Here is a 16,265-nt window from a genome sequence, read left to right on the forward strand (position 1 = left end):
GTTCCGCACCATGTCGCATCAATCCGAATTGATTAGCGAGGACATCCTCGCCTACCTGGCCCAGCATGAACGCAAGGAACTGCTGCGCTTTCTCACCTGCGGCAACGTCGATGATGGCAAGAGCACGCTGATCGGGCGTCTGCTGCACGACACCAAGATGATCTATGAGGATCATCTGGAAGCCATCACCCGCGATTCGAAGAAAGTCGGCACCACCGGCGATGACGTCGATCTGGCGCTGCTGGTCGACGGCCTGCAGGCCGAACGCGAGCAGGGCATCACCATTGATGTTGCCTACCGTTATTTCTCTACCGCCAAACGCAAGTTCATCATTGCCGACACGCCTGGTCACGAGCAGTACACGCGCAACATGGCCACCGGCGCCTCGACCTGCGACCTGGCAATCATCCTCGTCGATGCCCGCTACGGCGTGCAGACCCAGACGCGCCGGCACAGCTTCATCGCCTCCTTGCTGGGCATCAAACATATTGTCGTGGCCATCAACAAGATGGACCTGATGAACTTCGATGAGGGTGTGTTCGAGAAGATCAAGGCCGACTACCTGGACTTCGCCGAGCGCATCAATCTGAAAACCGGCTCGCTGCACTTCGTGCCGATGTCGGCGCTCAAGGGCGACAACGTGGTCAACCGGTCCGAGCGCTCGCCCTGGTATACCGGTCAGTCGCTGATGGAAATCCTTGAAAGCGTCGAGGTGGCGGGCGACCGCAACCTGACCGACATGCGCTTCCCGGTGCAGTACGTCAACCGTCCGAACCTCAACTTCCGCGGCTTCGCCGGCACCTTGGCCAGCGGCATCGTGCGCAAGGGCGATGACGTGGCGGTGCTGCCGTCCGGCAAGACCAGCCGGGTCAAGTCAATCGTCACTTTCGAGGGCGAGCTGGAGCAGGCGATTCCCGGCCAGGCGATCACCCTGACTCTGGAAGATGAAATCGACGTGTCCCGTGGCGACATGCTGGTGCATGCCGACAATCGTCCGCCGATCAGCGACGGCTTCGACGCCATGTTGGTGTGGATGGGCGAGGAGCCGATGCTGCCGGGCAAGAAATACGACATCAAGCGCGCCACCAGCTATGTGCCGGGCTCGATTGCCAGCATTGACCACACGGTGGATGTGAATACCTTGGAGAAAGGTTCGGCCAGTGCGTTGCAACTGAACGAGATCGCCCGGGTCAAGGTCAGCCTGGATGCTTCCATCGCTCTGGATGGCTACGAGGATAATCGCACCACCGGCGCCTTCATCGTCATCGACCGTTTGACTAACGGCACGGTTGGGGCCGGCATGATCATTGCGTCGCCTGCCGGCGGGCATGGCGGTGGACAGCATGGCAAGCGCGCTCACGTGGCCACTGAGGAGCGCGCAGCGCGCTTTGGTCAGCAGCCGGCTACTGTGCTGTTCAGCGGCCTGTCCGGCGCGGGGAAGAGCACCCTGGCCTATGCCGTGGAGCGCAAGCTGTTCGACATGGGCCGCGCCGTGTATGTGCTGGATGGCCAGAATCTGCGCCATGACCTGAACAAGGGCCTGCCGCTGGATCGCGCAGGGCGTGCCGAAAACTGGCGCCGGGCTGCACACGTGGCTCGCCAGTTCAACGAAGCGGGCATGCTGACCCTGGCCGCCTTCGTTGCGCCGGATGGCGAAGGTCGCGAACAGGCCAAGGCCCTGATCGGAAGCGAGCGGCTGATCACCGTCTATGTGCAGGCCTCGCCCCAGGTGTGCCGTGAACGCGATCCCCAGGGGCTGTACGCCGCCGGGGAGGACAACATTCCGGGCGAATCCTTTCCCTACGACGTGCCGTTGAATGCCGACCTGGTCCTCGACACCCAGAGTCTGAGCGTCGATGAAGGGGTGCGTCAGGTGCTGGCCCTGCTGCGTGAACGCAACGTGATCTAGCCCAAGAAGACAGGAAGGCTCGCTCTCCTTTCTCACAGGCACAAAAAAACCCCGGGGAACCGGGGTTTTTTATGCAAGGCGCGTGGCGAATCAGAAGCGGTTGCGCACGCCGAAGTCTTCATCCAGGGTGCCAGGCGAGCCGGCCGGCTTGGGAGCGTAATCTTTAGGCGGTTCGGTACTGCTGGGTGCCTGCAGGCGATCCCGCGAACCCACGTAGTCATTGCCGTTCTGTACGGCAGCGAGCAAACGCTGGCGGGTGAGTTCATCGAGGGCCAGCTGGTCAGCGCCGTCAGCCAGGTGCTGCTGAACGTCGTTGTAGCTCTGGGTAAGTTTCTTCACCAGGCTGGCTGTGGTGTTGAAGTGGGTGATCACTTCACTCTGATAGGTATCGAAACGCTCCTGCAGCTCATCGAGTTGACTCTGGGTGCGGCTGGGCGCAGCGCCGGGGGCCAGGCGAGCAATCAGAAAACCGATAGCAATCCCGACGAGCAGGGTAAAGGCTGGTACTAACCAGACCAAGATCGACTGTTCCACGAGTCCTTCCTCTATAAGCAGCTTTGCTTTACGTTAACGGCTCCAGCCTGCCCTGTATAGGCGTATGCGCAGCCGTGACGCGCAACGCGGGCATTGTTGACGACGTGCGGAGTATCCCGCGCTGTGATCGAGCAGTTGCCCGAACCTAAACCAAGACGAGTCGACCCCGAGCGGGGTCACGGAGTTCCAGCCTTGCTTATCCGCGAAACCCCCCACATGCTCGAAGGTCCCTGCGGCCCGCTCGAAGCCCTGTACTTGCCAGTGCCCAATGCGCGGGGGATGGCGTTGCTGTGCCATCCCAATCCGGTGCAGGGCGGCACCATGCTTAACAAAGTGGTCTCCACCTTGCAGCGTACGGCGCGAGATGCGGGCTACAGCACGCTGCGCTTCAATTATCGCGGCGTAGGCAGCAGCGCCGGCAGCCACGATATGGCCCAAGGCGAAGTGGACGACGCCGAAGCCATGGCCGACTGGTTGCGTGCGCAGCACGCCGATCTGCCGCTAAGCGTGCTGGGATTCTCTTTCGGCGGCTTCGTTGCCGCTACCTTGGCTGGGCGCATCGAGGCGCGCGGACAGGCGCTGGACAAACTGATTATGGTCGCGCCGGCGGTGATGCGCCTGGATGCCGACGTGCGCTTGCCGCAGCAAGGCAGCCTGACGCTGATCCAGCCCGAGCAGGATGAAGTGATCGACCCTGCGCTGGTGTATGCGTGGTCCGAGGCATTGCCGCGCCCCCATGAGTTGTTGAAAGTGGCAGAATGCGGACACTTTTTCCACGGCAAGCTGACCGATCTGAAAGAACTGGTCAGCGCCCGCCTCTGACCCCGGGGCGGTACCACTCGTTTACGGACTTAAGATTTATGAGCACTCGCGTCCTCACCGGCATCACCACCACCGGTACCCCTCACCTGGGCAACTACGCTGGTGCGATCCGCCCGGCAATTGTTGCCAGCCGTGACGCCAACGTTGATTCGTTTTATTTCCTGGCCGATTACCATGCGCTGATCAAGTGTGACGATCCGGCGCGCATCCAGCGTTCAAGACTGGAAATCGCCGCCACCTGGTTAGCCTGTGGTCTGGATGTGGATCGCGCGACGTTTTATCGTCAATCGGACATTCCTGAGATTCCCGAGCTGACCTGGCTCTTGACCTGCGTGGCTGGCAAGGGCCTGCTCAACCGCGCTCATGCTTACAAGGCGTCGGTGGACAAGAACGTCGAGACCGGTGAAGACCCAGATGCAGGCGTGACCATGGGGCTGTTCAGTTATCCGGTCCTGATGGCCGCCGATATCCTCATGTTCAACGCCCACAAGGTGCCGGTTGGTCGCGATCAGATCCAGCACGTGGAAATGGCGCGCGATATCGGCCAGCGTTTCAATCACCTGTTTGGCCAGGGCAAGGAGCTATTCACCCTGCCCGAAGCGGCGATTGAGGATGACGTGGCCACCTTGCCTGGCCTGGACGGTCGCAAAATGAGCAAGAGCTACGACAACACCATCCCGTTGTTCGGCAGTGCCAAGCAACTCAAGGACGCCATCGCGCGCATCGTCACCGATTCACGTCTGCCCGGCGAGCCGAAGGATCCCGACAGCTCGCACCTGTTCACCCTGTACCAAGCATTCGCGACGGTGCAGCAGCAAGCCGACTTTCGGGCCGAGCTGTTAGCCGGCCTGGCCTGGGGCGAGGCCAAGCAGCGCCTGTTCGAGTTGCTCGATAACGAGCTGGGCGAAGCTCGTGAGCGCTACCATGCGCTAATCGCCAAACCGGCGGATCTCGAGGATATTCTTCTGGCCGGGGCCGCCAAGGCGCGCACGATCGCCACGCCGTTCCTTGGCGAGCTGCGCGAGGCAGTGGGCTTGCGCTCATTCCGCGAGCAGGTGCATGTGTCGGGTGCCGGCAAGAAGAAGGCTGCCAAGACGGCGCGCTTCGTGAGCTTTCGCGAACAGGATGGTAGCTTCCGTTTTCGCTTCCTGGCCGCCGACGGAGAAGAGCTGCTGCTCTCGCGGCCATTCCGTGATCCGAAGAAGGCCGGCGTAGTCAGTCAGCAACTGATTGCCCAAGGAGCCGACGCCCTGGAATTGCGCGCCGATGAAGGCGCGCGTTTCACTCTCTGGCTCGATGGTGAATGTTTGGCCGACAGCCCAGCATTTGCCGAGCCCGAGGCACTGGACGCGGCCATGCTGCGCCTGCGCGAAGCCGTGGCCAGCCTGGCCGAGTAACTCATCCCTGCCGCCGGGCGGCTTGCCCGGCGTTTCTGACGTTTCGGGGGCTTTACCGTTGAACGATTTGAGCAAATTGCCAAGTATCGAGGGCGCCGCTAAAGTGGCGACCCCGTTCCATTATCCAGACTCCGCCATGACCCCTCTCGAGCGCTATCAGGCCGACCTGCAACGCCCCGAATTCTTCCATGACGCGGCCCAGGAAAATGCCGTTCGCCACCTGCAGCGGCTGTACGATGATCTGGTCGCTGCCGACAAGAGCAAGTCCGGCCTGCTGGGCAAGTTGTTTGCCAAGAAGCAGCCCGAGCCGATCAAGGGCATTTATTTCTGGGGGGGAGTAGGTCGCGGCAAGACCTACCTGGTCGACACCTTCTTTGACGCGCTGCCGTTCAAGCAGAAGATGCGGACCCACTTCCACCGCTTCATGAAGCGCGTGCACGAAGAAATGAAAACCCTCAAAGGCGAGAAGAACCCTCTGACCATCATCGGCAAGCGTTTTGCCGACGAGGCGCGGGTGATCTGCTTCGATGAGTTTTTCGTCTCTGACATTACGGATGCGATGATTCTGGCCACCCTGCTCGATGAGCTGTTCAAGAATGGGGTCAGTCTAGTGGCGACGTCCAACATCGTGCCGGACGGCCTGTACAAGGACGGTTTGCAGCGGGCGCGCTTCCTGCCGGCGATCGCCCTGTTGAAAAAGCACACCGAGATTGTCAACGTCGACAGCGGTATCGACTACCGCTTGCGTGCCCTGGAGCAAGCCGAGCTGTACTACAGCCCGTTGGGCGACGGTGCTGATGCGAGCCTGGAGAAAAGCTTCAAGAGCCTGCTAACGGAAAACTGCGTTGTGCAGGAGAACGAGGCGCTGAGCGTCGAAAATCGGGTGATCCGTGCGTGCAAGGTCGCCAACGATGTCGCCTGGTTCGAATTCCGCGAACTGTGCGACGGCCCGCGCAGCCAAAACGACTACATCGAGCTGGGCAAGATCTATGAAGCGGTGCTGGTGTCCAACGTCGAGCAGATGGATGTGTACAAGGAGGATATGGCGCGGCGCTTCATTAATATGGTCGATGAGTTCTATGACCGTAACGTCAAGCTGATCCTGTCCGCCGAGGTAGAACTCAAGGACCTGTATACGGGCGGGCGTTTGACGTTCGAGTTCCAGCGTACCCTGAGCCGGTTGCTGGAAATGCAGTCCCATGAGTTCCTGGCCCGACCGCACAAACCCTGAGCACCGCAGTTGCTGCTGAAACAAAAACGCCCCGCAGATGCGGGGCGTTTTGCATTGCCGCGCTGGTTACCGGTTGGACGCTTGATTTTGCGCGTTCAGCAGCCTCTTGGCGTGGGCAATTTCCAACGCTTCCATGGCATTGGCCGGTTGCAGACTGACGGCGCGCTGCAAATGCTCGAGGGCTTTTTGCTCCTCATCATCGCCGTAGACATAATTCAGGGCGTTGGCATATTCATAGTGGCCGATGGGCAGGTCGTCCGACTGCTGGAAGGAGCGCTGGAAGTACAGCTCCATCTTGTCGGCGGTGGCTCCGTAGGTCATGCGTCCGACCATTTTGCCGACCTTGCGGATCACGCCGGCATGGTAGCCGCCGTATAGCGCCAGGGCATAGGGATGCTTCGGATGCGCGCTGAGCAGGGCGTCCAGTTCCTTGGGGATTTGCGTGGTGTAGCCGCGTTTGAGCACCACCGGTACGGACAGCTCTTCACCCAGGCGTGCCTTGGCGTAGGCGCCACCGAACAGGGCGACGGAGTCGGCCTTGGCCAGATCGCCGGCATTTTTCGTGTGGGTGACAACCTCCTCGAGCAGACGGTGTTTTTCCTCGCGATTGCCCGCCAGGAACATGGCGTAAATCACTTGGGCATACATCGCAGGCACCTGACCGCCAACGCCAAGCGCCATGCCTTGCGCCTTGGCCGCGGCGAAATCGCCACGGAAGACAGCGCGCCAGACACCTTGCAGGCGCTCGGCATACTGTTGGGCTTCGCCTGGTTGGTCGCTGAAGCCGGTGTCGCCGTCCAGGGTCTGCTGCAGCGCTTCAGGGTAGGTGCTGGCCATCTGTTGGACCCAGGCGGCATCCGGGAACGGATAATCGCCAAAGCCGCGAGTCAGGCGTGGCCAAGCCTCACGCAGCTTGTCGCCGGAATAATCGAACGTGCTCTGGTCATGGGGGAAGGGCTTCCAGCCAGGGTCGGCCAGGACACCAAGGCTGAACAGCGAGAATAGGGCGAACAGAAGGACGCGCATGGAGGGAACCCGTTTATTGTTGTGATGATGGGCCAGCATAGAAGAGCGAGCACCAGGCGGGCCCCAAACCTACGAATGGCCGGGTTCAGGGCTCTTGCGTTGTGACTGCAGGCGGTACTCGTTGGGTGACAGTCCTGTGTGCTGACGAAACAGACGGGCGAAGAAACTGGCATCGTCGTAACCCACCTCGTAGCTGATGGTCTTGATGCTCTTGCGAGACGTGGAAAGCAGTCCCTTGGCCGTTTCAATGCGCAGGCGTTGCAGGTAGTGCAGTGGTTTGTCGCCCGTCGCCGCTTGAAAACGGCGCATGAAGTTGCGGATGCTCATGCCGTGAGCACGGGCGACCTCTTCAAAACGAAATTTATCGGTGTAATGCTCTTCCAGCCAGTGCTGGACCTGGAGGATGGCCACATCGCGGTGCAGTTTCTGTCCGCCAAAACCGATTCGCCCTGGCGTATAGCTGCGCTGCACTTCGTGAAGAACATCCCGGGCCACTGCATGGGCGACATCGATGCCGCAGAAATTCTCGATCAGGTACAGGTACAGATCGCAGGCGGAGGTGACACTGCTGGCGCAATACAGCCGATCGGCATCGGTCAGGTGCTTGTCCTGATTCAGCTGTACGCGAGGAAATCGTTCGGCAAACTCGGCGAAGAAGCGCCAATAGGTAGTTGCTTCCTTGTCGTCGAGTAAGCCGGCCTGGGCCAGCCAGAATACGCCGCTGGCCTCGCCGCACAGCGTGCTGCCTTCGCAGTGGCGCTGTTGCAGCCAGCCCGTAACCTCGGGGTAACGCTGGCATAGCTGGTCGAAATCGCCCCAGAACGCCGGCAGGATGATGATGTCGGCGGCGTCCAGCGCGCCCTCCACCGGAAGCATGATGCCGCTGAAGCTACGCACGGGCAGGCCATCCGGACTGACCAGGCGGGTAGCAAAGGCGGGTGTTAGGCCGCGCCCTTGAAGCTTGCCCAGGCGCAGGCTGGCCATGTGAAAGAGGTCGCTGGCCTGCAGCAGGGTGGAGGCGAGTACGCCGTCGCAAGCCAGAATGCTCACGTGGCGCAAGGGGGGCTGAGTGGTCAAAGTCATTATTCTTATAAGGGTGAATTAGCCAGTTGGCGGCCGGATCGTCTTATTTTTTGGCGTAACTGTCCAGTGTGCTGCGCTCGGAACTTGGCTTACAGTCAAGGACTGCGCCACTTCTTCCAGGTGAATAACAATGATTCCAAGAACCCTGTTCAGCTCCGATCACGAACTGTTTCGCGACAGCGTGCGCAAATTTCTCGAGCAGCATGCAGTGCCGCACCATGCCCAATGGGAAAAAGACGGTCATATCGACCGCGCGCTGTGGAACCTGGCGGGTGATGCGGGGATGCTCTGCTCACACATTCCGGAAGAGTACGGCGGCATGAGTGCCGATTTTCTCTACAGCACGGTGGTGATCGAGGAAGTTGCCCGGCTGGGGCTGACCGGTATCGGCTTTTCGTTGCATTCGGACATCGTGGCGCCTTACATCCTGCATTACGGCTCCGAAGCGTTGAAGCACAAATACCTGCCGCGCATGGTCAGTGGCGAACTGGTGACGGCCATCGCGATGACCGAGCCAGGCGCTGGCTCCGACCTGCAGGGGGTAAAAACCACCGCCGTGCTGGATGGCGATGAGTATGTGATCAACGGCTCGAAAACCTTCATCACCAATGGCTATCTGGCCGACCTCGTGATCGTAGTGGCCAAGACCGATCCGAATGCCGGGGCCAAGGGCACCAGCCTGTTCCTGGTCGAGGCGGGCACGCCAGGGTTCGCCAAAGGCAAGCGACTGGAAAAGGTTGGGATGAAGGCCCAGGACACGTCCGAACTGTTCTTCCAGGATGTGCGGGTCCCCAAAGAAAACCTGCTCGGCCAGCCGGGCATGGGATTCGCCTATCTGATGCAGGAGTTGCCCCAGGAGCGTCTAACCGTCGGTATCGGCGCGCTGGCGTCGGCCGAGGCCGCGCTAAAATGGACGTTGGACTATACCCGTGAGCGCAAGGCGTTCGGCAAGGCCGTGGCGGACTTCCAGAATACGCGTTTCAAGCTGGCCGAGATGGCCACTGAAATCCAGGTTGGCCGCGTGTTCGTGGACCGCTGCCTGGAGCTGCATCTTCAGGGTAAATTGGATGTCCCGACTGCCGCGATGCTCAAATACTGGGGAACCGATCTGCAATGCCGGGTTCTCGATGAGTGCGTGCAGTTGCATGGAGGCTACGGCTTCATGTGGGAATATCCGGTGGCGCGTGCCTGGGCCGATGCCCGAGTGCAACGCATCTATGCCGGGACCAATGAGATCATGAAGGAGATCATTGCCCGGGCACTGTAGAAATGGGGAGCTGCTATGCCTGTGATGTTCGCAACTGACGCGGAGGTTTTTCCCGGTTGGGATGGCACCGTTGCCGGGGCGCGCGACTTGCAGAAGCAGCTCGCTACCCAGGTGCGACTCCAGGACGATTTCGTTTCACCGCTGCGGCTGATTGCCGGCGTGGATGTGGGTTTCGAAGAGGGCGGCACAGTGACACGTGCCGTTGCCGTGCTGCTGGATGCGCAAAGTCTTGAAACGCTTGCCGAGGTGCTGGTGCGTCGACCTACCAGCATGCCCTACGTGCCCGGCCTCCTGTCGTTTCGCGAGCTGCCTGCGTTGCTGCAGGCGCTGAGTGAATTGCCCGAGGTGCCCGACATGCTGTTCGTGGACGGCCAAGGTATCGCCCACCCCCGACGTTTGGGTATCGCGGCGCATCTTGGGGTGGCCACTGGTCTGCCGAGCATTGGAGTGGCTAAGCAGATTCTGGTCGGTGAGCATGGCGAGCTCGGTCCACAGCGTGGCGCCCAGGTTGAGTTGTATGACAAGGATGACTGGATCGGCACCGTGTTGCGCAGCAAGGACAGCGTGCGACCGTTGATCGTTTCGCCGGGCCATCGGGTCAGCTTGGTGACTGCACCGCAACTGGTGTCGCGTTACCTGACTCGTTACCGACTGCCAGAGCCGACACGTCTGGCCGACCGGCTGGCTTCGCGGCGCGGGCCTGGTATGCGCTGAAAGGTTCGCGTGTGCTTGGACCCCGGCTTGCATTTTTCGTGGAGTTCGGCATAATCCCGCAACTTTCTCGATGGGACCGCCTAGCTTGTCGAGGAAACAGGTGGGGATGCCTAGCCTGCCGAACCTTGTAAGTCCCGCCGTAGCGGACGCGCTGACCCGAGCCCCCGATAGCGTCTGTTTCCGGCTGCCTGACCTTGTCAGGAAAAGCACTATTCAGTATGATTCGCCGTCTTATTTTCAGGGCGGCCCCTGAGGCTTATAACGAATGAAAACTTATACTGCGAAACCGGAAACCGTTAAGCGCGACTGGTTTGTCGTCGACGCTGCCGGTCAGACCCTGGGTCGTCTGGCCACTGAAATCGCGAGTCGTCTGCGTGGCAAGCACAAGCCCGAGTACACTCCGCACGTCGATACCGGCGACTACATCGTCGTGATCAACGCCGAGCAAGTACGTGTTACCGGTGCTAAAACCACCGATAAGATCTACTACTCGCACTCCGGCTTCCCGGGTGGCATCAAAGAGATCAACTTCGAGAAGCTGATCGCCAAGGCTCCCGAGCGCGTGATCGAGACCGCGGTCAAAGGCATGCTGCCGAAGAACCCGCTGGGTCGCGACATGTATCGCAAACTGAAGGTGTATAAGGGGTCTGCGCATCCGCACACCGCTCAGCAGCCTCAAGAACTGAAGTTTTAACGGGATAGCTTATTATGTCGGCGACTCAAAATTACGGCACTGGCCGTCGTAAGACCGCTACCGCTCGCGTCTTTCTGCGTCCGGGTACTGGCAAGATTTCCATCAACAACCGCACCCTGGAGAACTTCTTCGGTCGCGAAACTGCCCGCATGGTGGTTCGTCAGCCGCTGGAGCTCACCGAGAACACTGAAAAGTTCGACGTGTACGTCACCGTTCTGGGTGGCGGCGTCACTGGCCAGGCCGGTGCAATCCGTCACGGTATTACCCGTGCGCTGATCTCCTACGACGAAACCCTGCGCAGCGCTCTGCGCAAGGCCGGTTTCGTGACTCGCGATGCTCGCGAAGTGGAGCGTAAGAAGATTGGTCTGCGTAAGGCGCGTAAGCGTCCTCAGTACTCCAAGCGTTAATCGACGCTGGTTTCAAAAAGCGCCCAGTTCCCCATGGAACTGGGCGTTTTTGTGTTAGCCAAGATTCTTGTGCGACAACATGCCACAGGCTTGAAAAGCCCGCGCCATAAGGCTTGCACCGACTTTGTATCAGGCTTTTGCCTTGTCATAAGTGGGGGTTTTCTTTACCATTTGGCGAATTTTTTTGCGCGGCTCGATTTTTACTTAGTAGAGGCCTGACCAACAGGCCACAAAGCTGATGGGAGACGACTGAATGAGCAATGACGGCGTGAATGCTGGCCGGCGTCGCTTCCTGGTTGCAGCTACCTCTGTGGTAGGTGCGGCAGGAGCGGTGGGTGCCGCGGTCCCGTTTGTGGGGTCCTGGTTCCCGAGCGCCAAGGCCAAGGCCGCAGGTGCACCGGTGAAGGTGAATATCAGCAAGATCGAACCGGGCCAGCAAATGGTGGCGGAATGGCGCGGTCAGCCGGTGTTCATCCTTCGTCGTACCGAAGAGATCCTGAACAATCTGGGCAATCTTGAAGGTGTAGTGGCCGATCCGGAGTCGCAAGCTTCCGATCAGCCAGACTATGTAGATGCCAAGACCCGTTCGATCAAGCCCGAGGTCCTGGTTCTGGTTGGCCTGTGCACCCACTTGGGTTGTGCGCCGTCCTTCCGTCCCGAGGTCGCTCCGGCGGACCTGGGCGCAGACTGGGTTGGCGGTTACTTCTGCCCCTGCCACGGTTCCAAATACGATCTCGCCGGCCGCGTCTACAAATCGCAGCCTGCCCCGTTGAACCTGCCGGTGCCGCCACATTCGTACGAGTCGGATGACGTGATCATCGTTGGCGTGGATCAGGAGAACGTCTGATGAGCAAATTCATGGAATGGGTCGATGCGCGCTTCCCCGCGACTAAGATGTGGGAAGACCATCTGTCCAAGTACTACGCCCCGAAGAACTTCAACTTCTTCTATTTCTTCGGCTCCCTGGCGCTGTTGATACTGGTCAACCAATTGCTGACCGGCATCTGGCTGACCATGAGCTACAACCCGAGCGCTGAAGGGGCCTTCGCCTCCGTCGAATACATCATGCGTGATGTCGAGTACGGCTGGATCCTGCGTTATCTGCACTCCACCGGCGCTTCGGCGTTCTTCGTGGTGGTCTATCTGCATATGTTCCGTGGACTGCTCTACGGTTCCTATCAGAAGCCGCGCGAGCTGGTGTGGATCTTCGGCATGCTGATCTATCTGGCGCTGATGGCCGAAGCCTTCATGGGCTACCTGCTGCCCTGGGGCCAGATGTCCTATTGGGGGGCTCAGGTAATCATTTCGCTGTTTGGTGCCATCCCGGTCATCGGGGCTGACCTGACCGAGTGGATCCGTGGCGATTACCTGATTTCCGGCATTACGCTGAACCGCTTCTTCGCGCTCCATGTCATCGCATTGCCGGTCGTCCTGCTGGGGCTGGTGGTGTTGCACATCCTGGCACTGCACGAAGTGGGTTCGAACAACCCGGACGGTGTCGACATCAAGAAAACCAAGGATGCCAATGGTATTCCGCTTGATGGCATTCCGTTCCATCCCTATTACACCGTCAAAGACATTGTCGGCGTCGTGGTCTTCTTGTTTGTGTTCTGCGCGGTTGTGTTCTTCTTCCCGGAAATGGGTGGTTATTTCCTCGAAAAACCCAACTTCGAAGAAGCCAACGCACTGAAGACGCCTGAGCACATTGCTCCTGTCTGGTACTTCACACCGTACTACGCGATTCTGCGTGCGGTTCCGGACAAGCTGTTTGGCGTTATTGCGATGGGCGCGGCTATCGCTGTGCTGTTTGTCCTGCCCTGGCTCGACCGTAGCCCGGTCAAGTCCATGCGCTACAAGGGTTGGATGAGCAAGATTTGGTTGGTCATCTTCTGCATCTCCTTTGTCATCCTGGGCGTACTGGGCGTTCTGTCGCCAACCCCGGGGCGTACGTTGCTGTCGCAGGTGTGCACCATTCTGTACTTCGCCTATTTCCTCCTGATGCCGTTCTACACCAGGATGGAAAAGACCAAACCGGTTCCGGAAAGGGTGACTGGCTGATGAAAAAGCTCTTTGCTGCATTGATTCTTTCTGTACTGCCTGTCGCCTCGTTCGCGGCTGCGGTCAACGTCCAGCTGGATAAAGTGGATATTGACCTGACCGACAAGGCGGCACTGCAGGATGGTCTGCGTACCTTCAGCAACTACTGCATGGGTTGCCATAGCGCTAAGTTTCAGCGCTATGAGCGGGTCGCCAATGACCTTGGCATCCCGGACGAAGTGATGATGGACAACATTGTGTTCTCCGACGCCAAGATTGGTGACCACATGAACATCGGCATGCAGCCGGCTGATGCCAAGGTATGGTTCGGCGCAGCGCCGCCGGATCTGACCCTGGTGGCTCGCGTGCGTGGTGAAGATTGGCTGTACAGCTACCTACGCAGCTTCTACGAAGATCCGAGCCGCCCGCTGGGCGCCAACAATACGGTATTCCCCAACGTGGGCATGCCTAACGTGATGGCGGACCTGCAGGGTCGTCAGGTCATCGGCTGCAAGCAGGTGCAAGTGGTCGAGGATGGTAAGAAAATCTACGATCCGCTGACGGGCACTCCGGTGACTCACGAAGCGTGCGATCAGCTGACTGTGCTGCCCAATACCGGGTCGCAAAGCGAGGCGGAGTTCGATGAGACGGTCAAGAATCTGGTGACCTTCCTGTCCTACTCGGCCAACCCGGTCAAGCTTGAAAGCCAACGCATCGGTACTTACGTACTGCTGTTCCTGGCATTCTTCTTCGTATTTGCCTATCTGCTCAAGCGCGAATACTGGAAGGACGTACACTGATCCTCGCCTGATCAGTCCAAAGCGCGCGCGCCCTATTTGGGTGCGCGCGCTTTGCTATTTCTGAAAAACCTAAAGGAGGGACGCTATGGCCGTGTTCAACAAGTTGGCCTGCTTTTCCGATCCCGCCGACCATTACTGCCATCGTGTGCGGCTGGTGCTGGCTGAAAAGAACGTAACAGCGGACATCATCGATACAGTAGGTGGGGAATGTCCGACCGATCTGAGTGACGTTAACCCTTACGGTAATGTACCGACTCTGGTCGATCGGGATTTGGCGCTTTTTGAGCCAACGGTGATTATGGAATATCTGGAGGAGCGTTATCCCCATCCGCCGTTGATGCCGGCCTACCCGCTGGCCCGCGCCAATACCCGATTGCTGATGTACCGTATCCAGCGTGACTGGTGCGTACTGGTCGATCAGATTCTCGATTCGCGCGCCAAGGAAGCGCAGAAAACCCAAGCCCGCAAGGCGCTGCGTGAGAGTTTGACTGGCGTGGCGCCGCTGTTCGAAAGCAAGGCTTTTTTCCTCAGTGACGATCTGTCGCTGGTGGATTGCTGCCTGCTGCCGATTCTCTGGCGTTTACCGCAGCTGGGGGTAGAATTGCCAGCCCCTGCCAAGCCGTTGCTCGACTACATGGAGCGGGCTTTTGCCCGTCCGGCCTTTCAGGCTAGCCTGTCCTCCGTTGAGCGCGACATGCGCTGAAGCACAATGAGGAGCCTTGCATGAACTCCAGTAGGCCTTATCTGATCCGGGCGTTGTACGAGTGGATCGTGGACAATGACTGCACGCCGCATTTTCTGGTGGATGTCGAGTATCCGCAGGTGCAGGTGCCAAGCGGTTATGCCAATGACGGTCAGATTGTGCTCAATGCGTCGCCCAGCGCGGTGCGCCACTTGCACATGGACAATCAAGCGGTGAGCTTTGAAAGCCGTTTTGGAGGCGTGCCGCACAGTCTGCATTTGCCTATTGGTTCGATCATGGCCATTTACGCACGGGAAAATGGCCAGGGAATGGTGTTCGAGCCGGAGCCGCCACAGGATGACTCCGATAGCATCGATGATATTGGCCCAGATGGAGATGAGGGGCCGGACCCCGAGCCGCCGCGACCGAGTGGTCGGCCCAGCTTGAAAGTGGTCAAGTAAGCTTCAGAACAAAGAAAGGGCGCCTATGGCGCCCTTTCTTGTTTGCGTATTTCTCGCGGCCTACTGGTCAGTCGGTATATTGAAACAGGCGCACGATACGCTGTACGCCGGACACCTTCTGGATCGCAGCCGTGGCCTGGTTGGCTTCTTCGCGCGTGACCAGGCCCAGCAGGTAAACGATGCCATTCTCGGTCACGACCTTGATGTCAGCGAACGGCACGCCAGTGCTAGCCAGCATCCGCGTCTTGATGCGCGTGGTCAGGAGTGCATCGTTGGTGCGCGCCATGCCCGACGAAGGTGCCTGTACCTGGATTTCGTTATGAACCTTCTTGACGCCGACAACGCGACGCGCAGCCACCTCGGCTTGATCGCGCAGCTCCGGGCGGGGCGTCTGACCAGCGAGCAGGATGACGCCGTTATAGCTGGTGACCACGATATGCGAGGTGGGCGAGGTCAAGTCAGCGTGGGCGGTCTGGATCTGGCCCGCGACCTTGGGCTCGAGGAATTGGTCGTCGATCTTATTGCCAATGCTGCGATTGCTGCAGCCGCCCAACAGCAGCGTCATGGCCAAAAAGGCCAGAATCAGCGGATTGCGTGTCATTCTTCACTCCCAAACAATTGACAGTCGATTTGGTCGCACAAGCAGTGAATCACCAAGAGGTGGACTTCCTGAATGCGCGCGGTGACTTTGGCGGGGACGCGGATTTCAACGTCTTCTGGCAGTAACAGCGAAGCCATGTCGCCGCCGTCGCGGCCGGTCAGGGCAACCACGGTCATTTCCCGGTCATGGGCCGCCTGAATGGCCTGGATGACGTTGGCCGAGTTGCCGCTGGTGGAAATGGCCAGCAGCACATCGCCAGGTTGACCGAGGGCGCGAATCTGCTTGGAGAAGATTTCGTTGTAGCTGTAGTCGTTGGCGATCGAGGTGATGGTCGAGCTGTCGGTGGTCAGGGCCATGGCCGGCAGGCTGGGACGCTCGCGCTCGAAACGGTTAAGCAGCTCGGAAGAGAAATGCTGTGCATCGCCCGCTGAGCCACCGTTCCCGCAGGAAAGAATCTTGCCCTCGTTGAGCAGGGCTTGAACCATGACTTGGCTGGCCTGCTCGATGTAGGGGATGAGAACTTCCTGCGCGCGTTGCTTGGTTTCGATGCTGGCCAGGAAGTGCTGGTGAATACGGGATTGCATGTCCATCGGATGGTGA

18 protein-coding genes are annotated in these 16,265 nt (G+C 59.4%); 13 read left to right on the forward strand and 5 right to left on the reverse strand.

Annotated elements, in window-relative coordinates; all coding sequences use genetic code 11:
• Window positions 1-10 precede the first annotated feature (10 nt).
• Entirely contained in the window at window positions 11-1,909 is a 1,899-nt protein-coding gene (gene cysN, locus ACTV8E_RS13040) for a sulfate adenylyltransferase subunit CysN (RefSeq protein WP_443199753.1), read from the forward strand.
• A gap of 90 nt (window positions 1,910-1,999) precedes the next feature.
• Here the strand turns inward: cysN and ACTV8E_RS13045 are convergent, their stop codons facing one another.
• The gene (locus ACTV8E_RS13045) at window positions 2,000-2,443 is read right to left on the reverse strand and encodes a YhcB family protein (RefSeq protein ID WP_443199754.1); all 444 of its coding nucleotides are present in this window, start codon (window positions 2,441-2,443) and stop codon (window positions 2,000-2,002) included.
• Window positions 2,444-2,641: 198 nt separating this feature from the next.
• Between ACTV8E_RS13045 and ACTV8E_RS13050 the strand changes: the two genes are divergently transcribed.
• The 3 genes from ACTV8E_RS13050 to zapE all read left to right on the forward strand — a co-directional run bounded on the left by ACTV8E_RS13050 (window position 2,642) and on the right by zapE (window position 5,893).
• Window positions 2,642-3,265 (forward strand): alpha/beta hydrolase, encoded by a 624-nt coding sequence (locus tag ACTV8E_RS13050; RefSeq protein WP_251835350.1) that lies wholly within the window; start codon window positions 2,642-2,644, stop codon window positions 3,263-3,265.
• A 38-nt stretch (window positions 3,266-3,303) separates the two neighbouring features.
• On the forward strand, window positions 3,304-4,662 hold the full coding sequence (locus ACTV8E_RS13055; protein WP_443199755.1) for a tryptophan--tRNA ligase: 1,359 nt from the start codon (window positions 3,304-3,306) through the stop codon (window positions 4,660-4,662).
• Between the two features lie 136 nt (window positions 4,663-4,798).
• Window positions 4,799-5,893 (forward strand): cell division protein ZapE, encoded by a 1,095-nt coding sequence (gene zapE, locus ACTV8E_RS13060; RefSeq protein ID WP_443199756.1) that lies wholly within the window; start codon window positions 4,799-4,801, stop codon window positions 5,891-5,893.
• 66 nt (window positions 5,894-5,959) lie between these two features.
• On the opposite strand, the gene ACTV8E_RS13065 is transcribed toward zapE, so the two are convergent.
• Window positions 5,960-6,919: a hypothetical protein gene (locus tag ACTV8E_RS13065; RefSeq protein ID WP_443199757.1), complete on the reverse strand. Its 960-nt coding sequence runs from the start codon at window positions 6,917-6,919 to the stop codon at window positions 5,960-5,962.
• A gap of 69 nt (window positions 6,920-6,988) precedes the next feature.
• Window positions 6,989-7,903, reverse strand: coding sequence for a GlxA family transcriptional regulator (locus tag ACTV8E_RS13070; protein ID WP_443199798.1), 915 nt, complete (start codon window positions 7,901-7,903; stop codon window positions 6,989-6,991).
• Between the two features lie 229 nt (window positions 7,904-8,132).
• On the opposite strand from ACTV8E_RS13070, the gene ACTV8E_RS13075 reads away from it, so the two are divergent.
• From ACTV8E_RS13075 to ACTV8E_RS13115, 9 genes are all read left to right on the forward strand, one after another.
• Window positions 8,133-9,269, forward strand: a complete 1,137-nt coding sequence (locus ACTV8E_RS13075) for an acyl-CoA dehydrogenase family protein (RefSeq protein ID WP_443199758.1) — start codon at window positions 8,133-8,135, stop codon at window positions 9,267-9,269.
• A gap of 24 nt (window positions 9,270-9,293) precedes the next feature.
• On the forward strand, window positions 9,294-9,983 hold the full coding sequence (gene nfi / locus ACTV8E_RS13080; RefSeq protein ID WP_443199799.1) for a deoxyribonuclease V: 690 nt from the start codon (window positions 9,294-9,296) through the stop codon (window positions 9,981-9,983).
• A 265-nt stretch (window positions 9,984-10,248) separates the two neighbouring features.
• Window positions 10,249-10,677 (forward strand): 50S ribosomal protein L13, encoded by a 429-nt coding sequence (rplM, locus tag ACTV8E_RS13085; RefSeq protein WP_251834869.1) that lies wholly within the window; start codon window positions 10,249-10,251, stop codon window positions 10,675-10,677.
• A gap of 14 nt (window positions 10,678-10,691) precedes the next feature.
• Window positions 10,692-11,084 (forward strand): 30S ribosomal protein S9, encoded by a 393-nt coding sequence (rpsI, locus tag ACTV8E_RS13090; RefSeq protein ID WP_251834870.1) that lies wholly within the window; start codon window positions 10,692-10,694, stop codon window positions 11,082-11,084.
• Between the two features lie 253 nt (window positions 11,085-11,337).
• Window positions 11,338-11,931 carry a ubiquinol-cytochrome c reductase iron-sulfur subunit gene (gene petA / locus ACTV8E_RS13095; RefSeq protein WP_251834871.1) on the forward strand — a complete coding sequence of 198 codons (594 nt, stop codon included), beginning with the start codon at window positions 11,338-11,340 and terminating at the stop codon, window positions 11,929-11,931.
• Window positions 11,931-13,142: a cytochrome b gene (locus tag ACTV8E_RS13100; protein WP_251834872.1), complete on the forward strand. Its 1,212-nt coding sequence runs from the start codon at window positions 11,931-11,933 to the stop codon at window positions 13,140-13,142. Before petA ends, ACTV8E_RS13100 begins: the two co-directional genes overlap by 1 nt.
• Window positions 13,142-13,921, forward strand: coding sequence for a cytochrome c1 (locus tag ACTV8E_RS13105; RefSeq protein WP_251834873.1), 780 nt, complete (start codon window positions 13,142-13,144; stop codon window positions 13,919-13,921). Before ACTV8E_RS13100 ends, ACTV8E_RS13105 begins: the two co-directional genes overlap by 1 nt.
• An 85-nt stretch (window positions 13,922-14,006) precedes the next feature.
• Complete coding sequence (locus ACTV8E_RS13110; protein ID WP_251834874.1) at window positions 14,007-14,624, forward strand: glutathione S-transferase N-terminal domain-containing protein; 618 nt, start codon at window positions 14,007-14,009, stop codon at window positions 14,622-14,624.
• A gap of 20 nt (window positions 14,625-14,644) precedes the next feature.
• Window positions 14,645-15,064 carry a ClpXP protease specificity-enhancing factor gene (locus tag ACTV8E_RS13115; RefSeq protein WP_251834875.1) on the forward strand — a complete coding sequence of 140 codons (420 nt, stop codon included), beginning with the start codon at window positions 14,645-14,647 and terminating at the stop codon, window positions 15,062-15,064.
• A 67-nt stretch (window positions 15,065-15,131) separates the two neighbouring features.
• Here the strand turns inward: ACTV8E_RS13115 and ACTV8E_RS13120 are convergent, their stop codons facing one another.
• Both ACTV8E_RS13120 and ACTV8E_RS13125 read right to left on the reverse strand, forming a co-directional pair.
• Entirely contained in the window at window positions 15,132-15,665 is a 534-nt protein-coding gene (locus ACTV8E_RS13120) for a BON domain-containing protein (protein WP_251834876.1), read from the reverse strand.
• Window positions 15,662-16,255 carry a phosphoheptose isomerase gene (locus tag ACTV8E_RS13125; RefSeq protein ID WP_251834877.1) on the reverse strand — a complete coding sequence of 198 codons (594 nt, stop codon included), beginning with the start codon at window positions 16,253-16,255 and terminating at the stop codon, window positions 15,662-15,664. The genes ACTV8E_RS13120 and ACTV8E_RS13125 overlap by 4 nt, the downstream gene beginning before the upstream one ends.
• Window positions 16,256-16,265 lie beyond the last annotated feature (10 nt).

This window comes from Pseudomonas sp. B392_1p, assembly GCF_052245235.1.
Taxonomy (GTDB): domain Bacteria; phylum Pseudomonadota; class Gammaproteobacteria; order Pseudomonadales; family Pseudomonadaceae; genus Serpens; species Serpens gallinarum.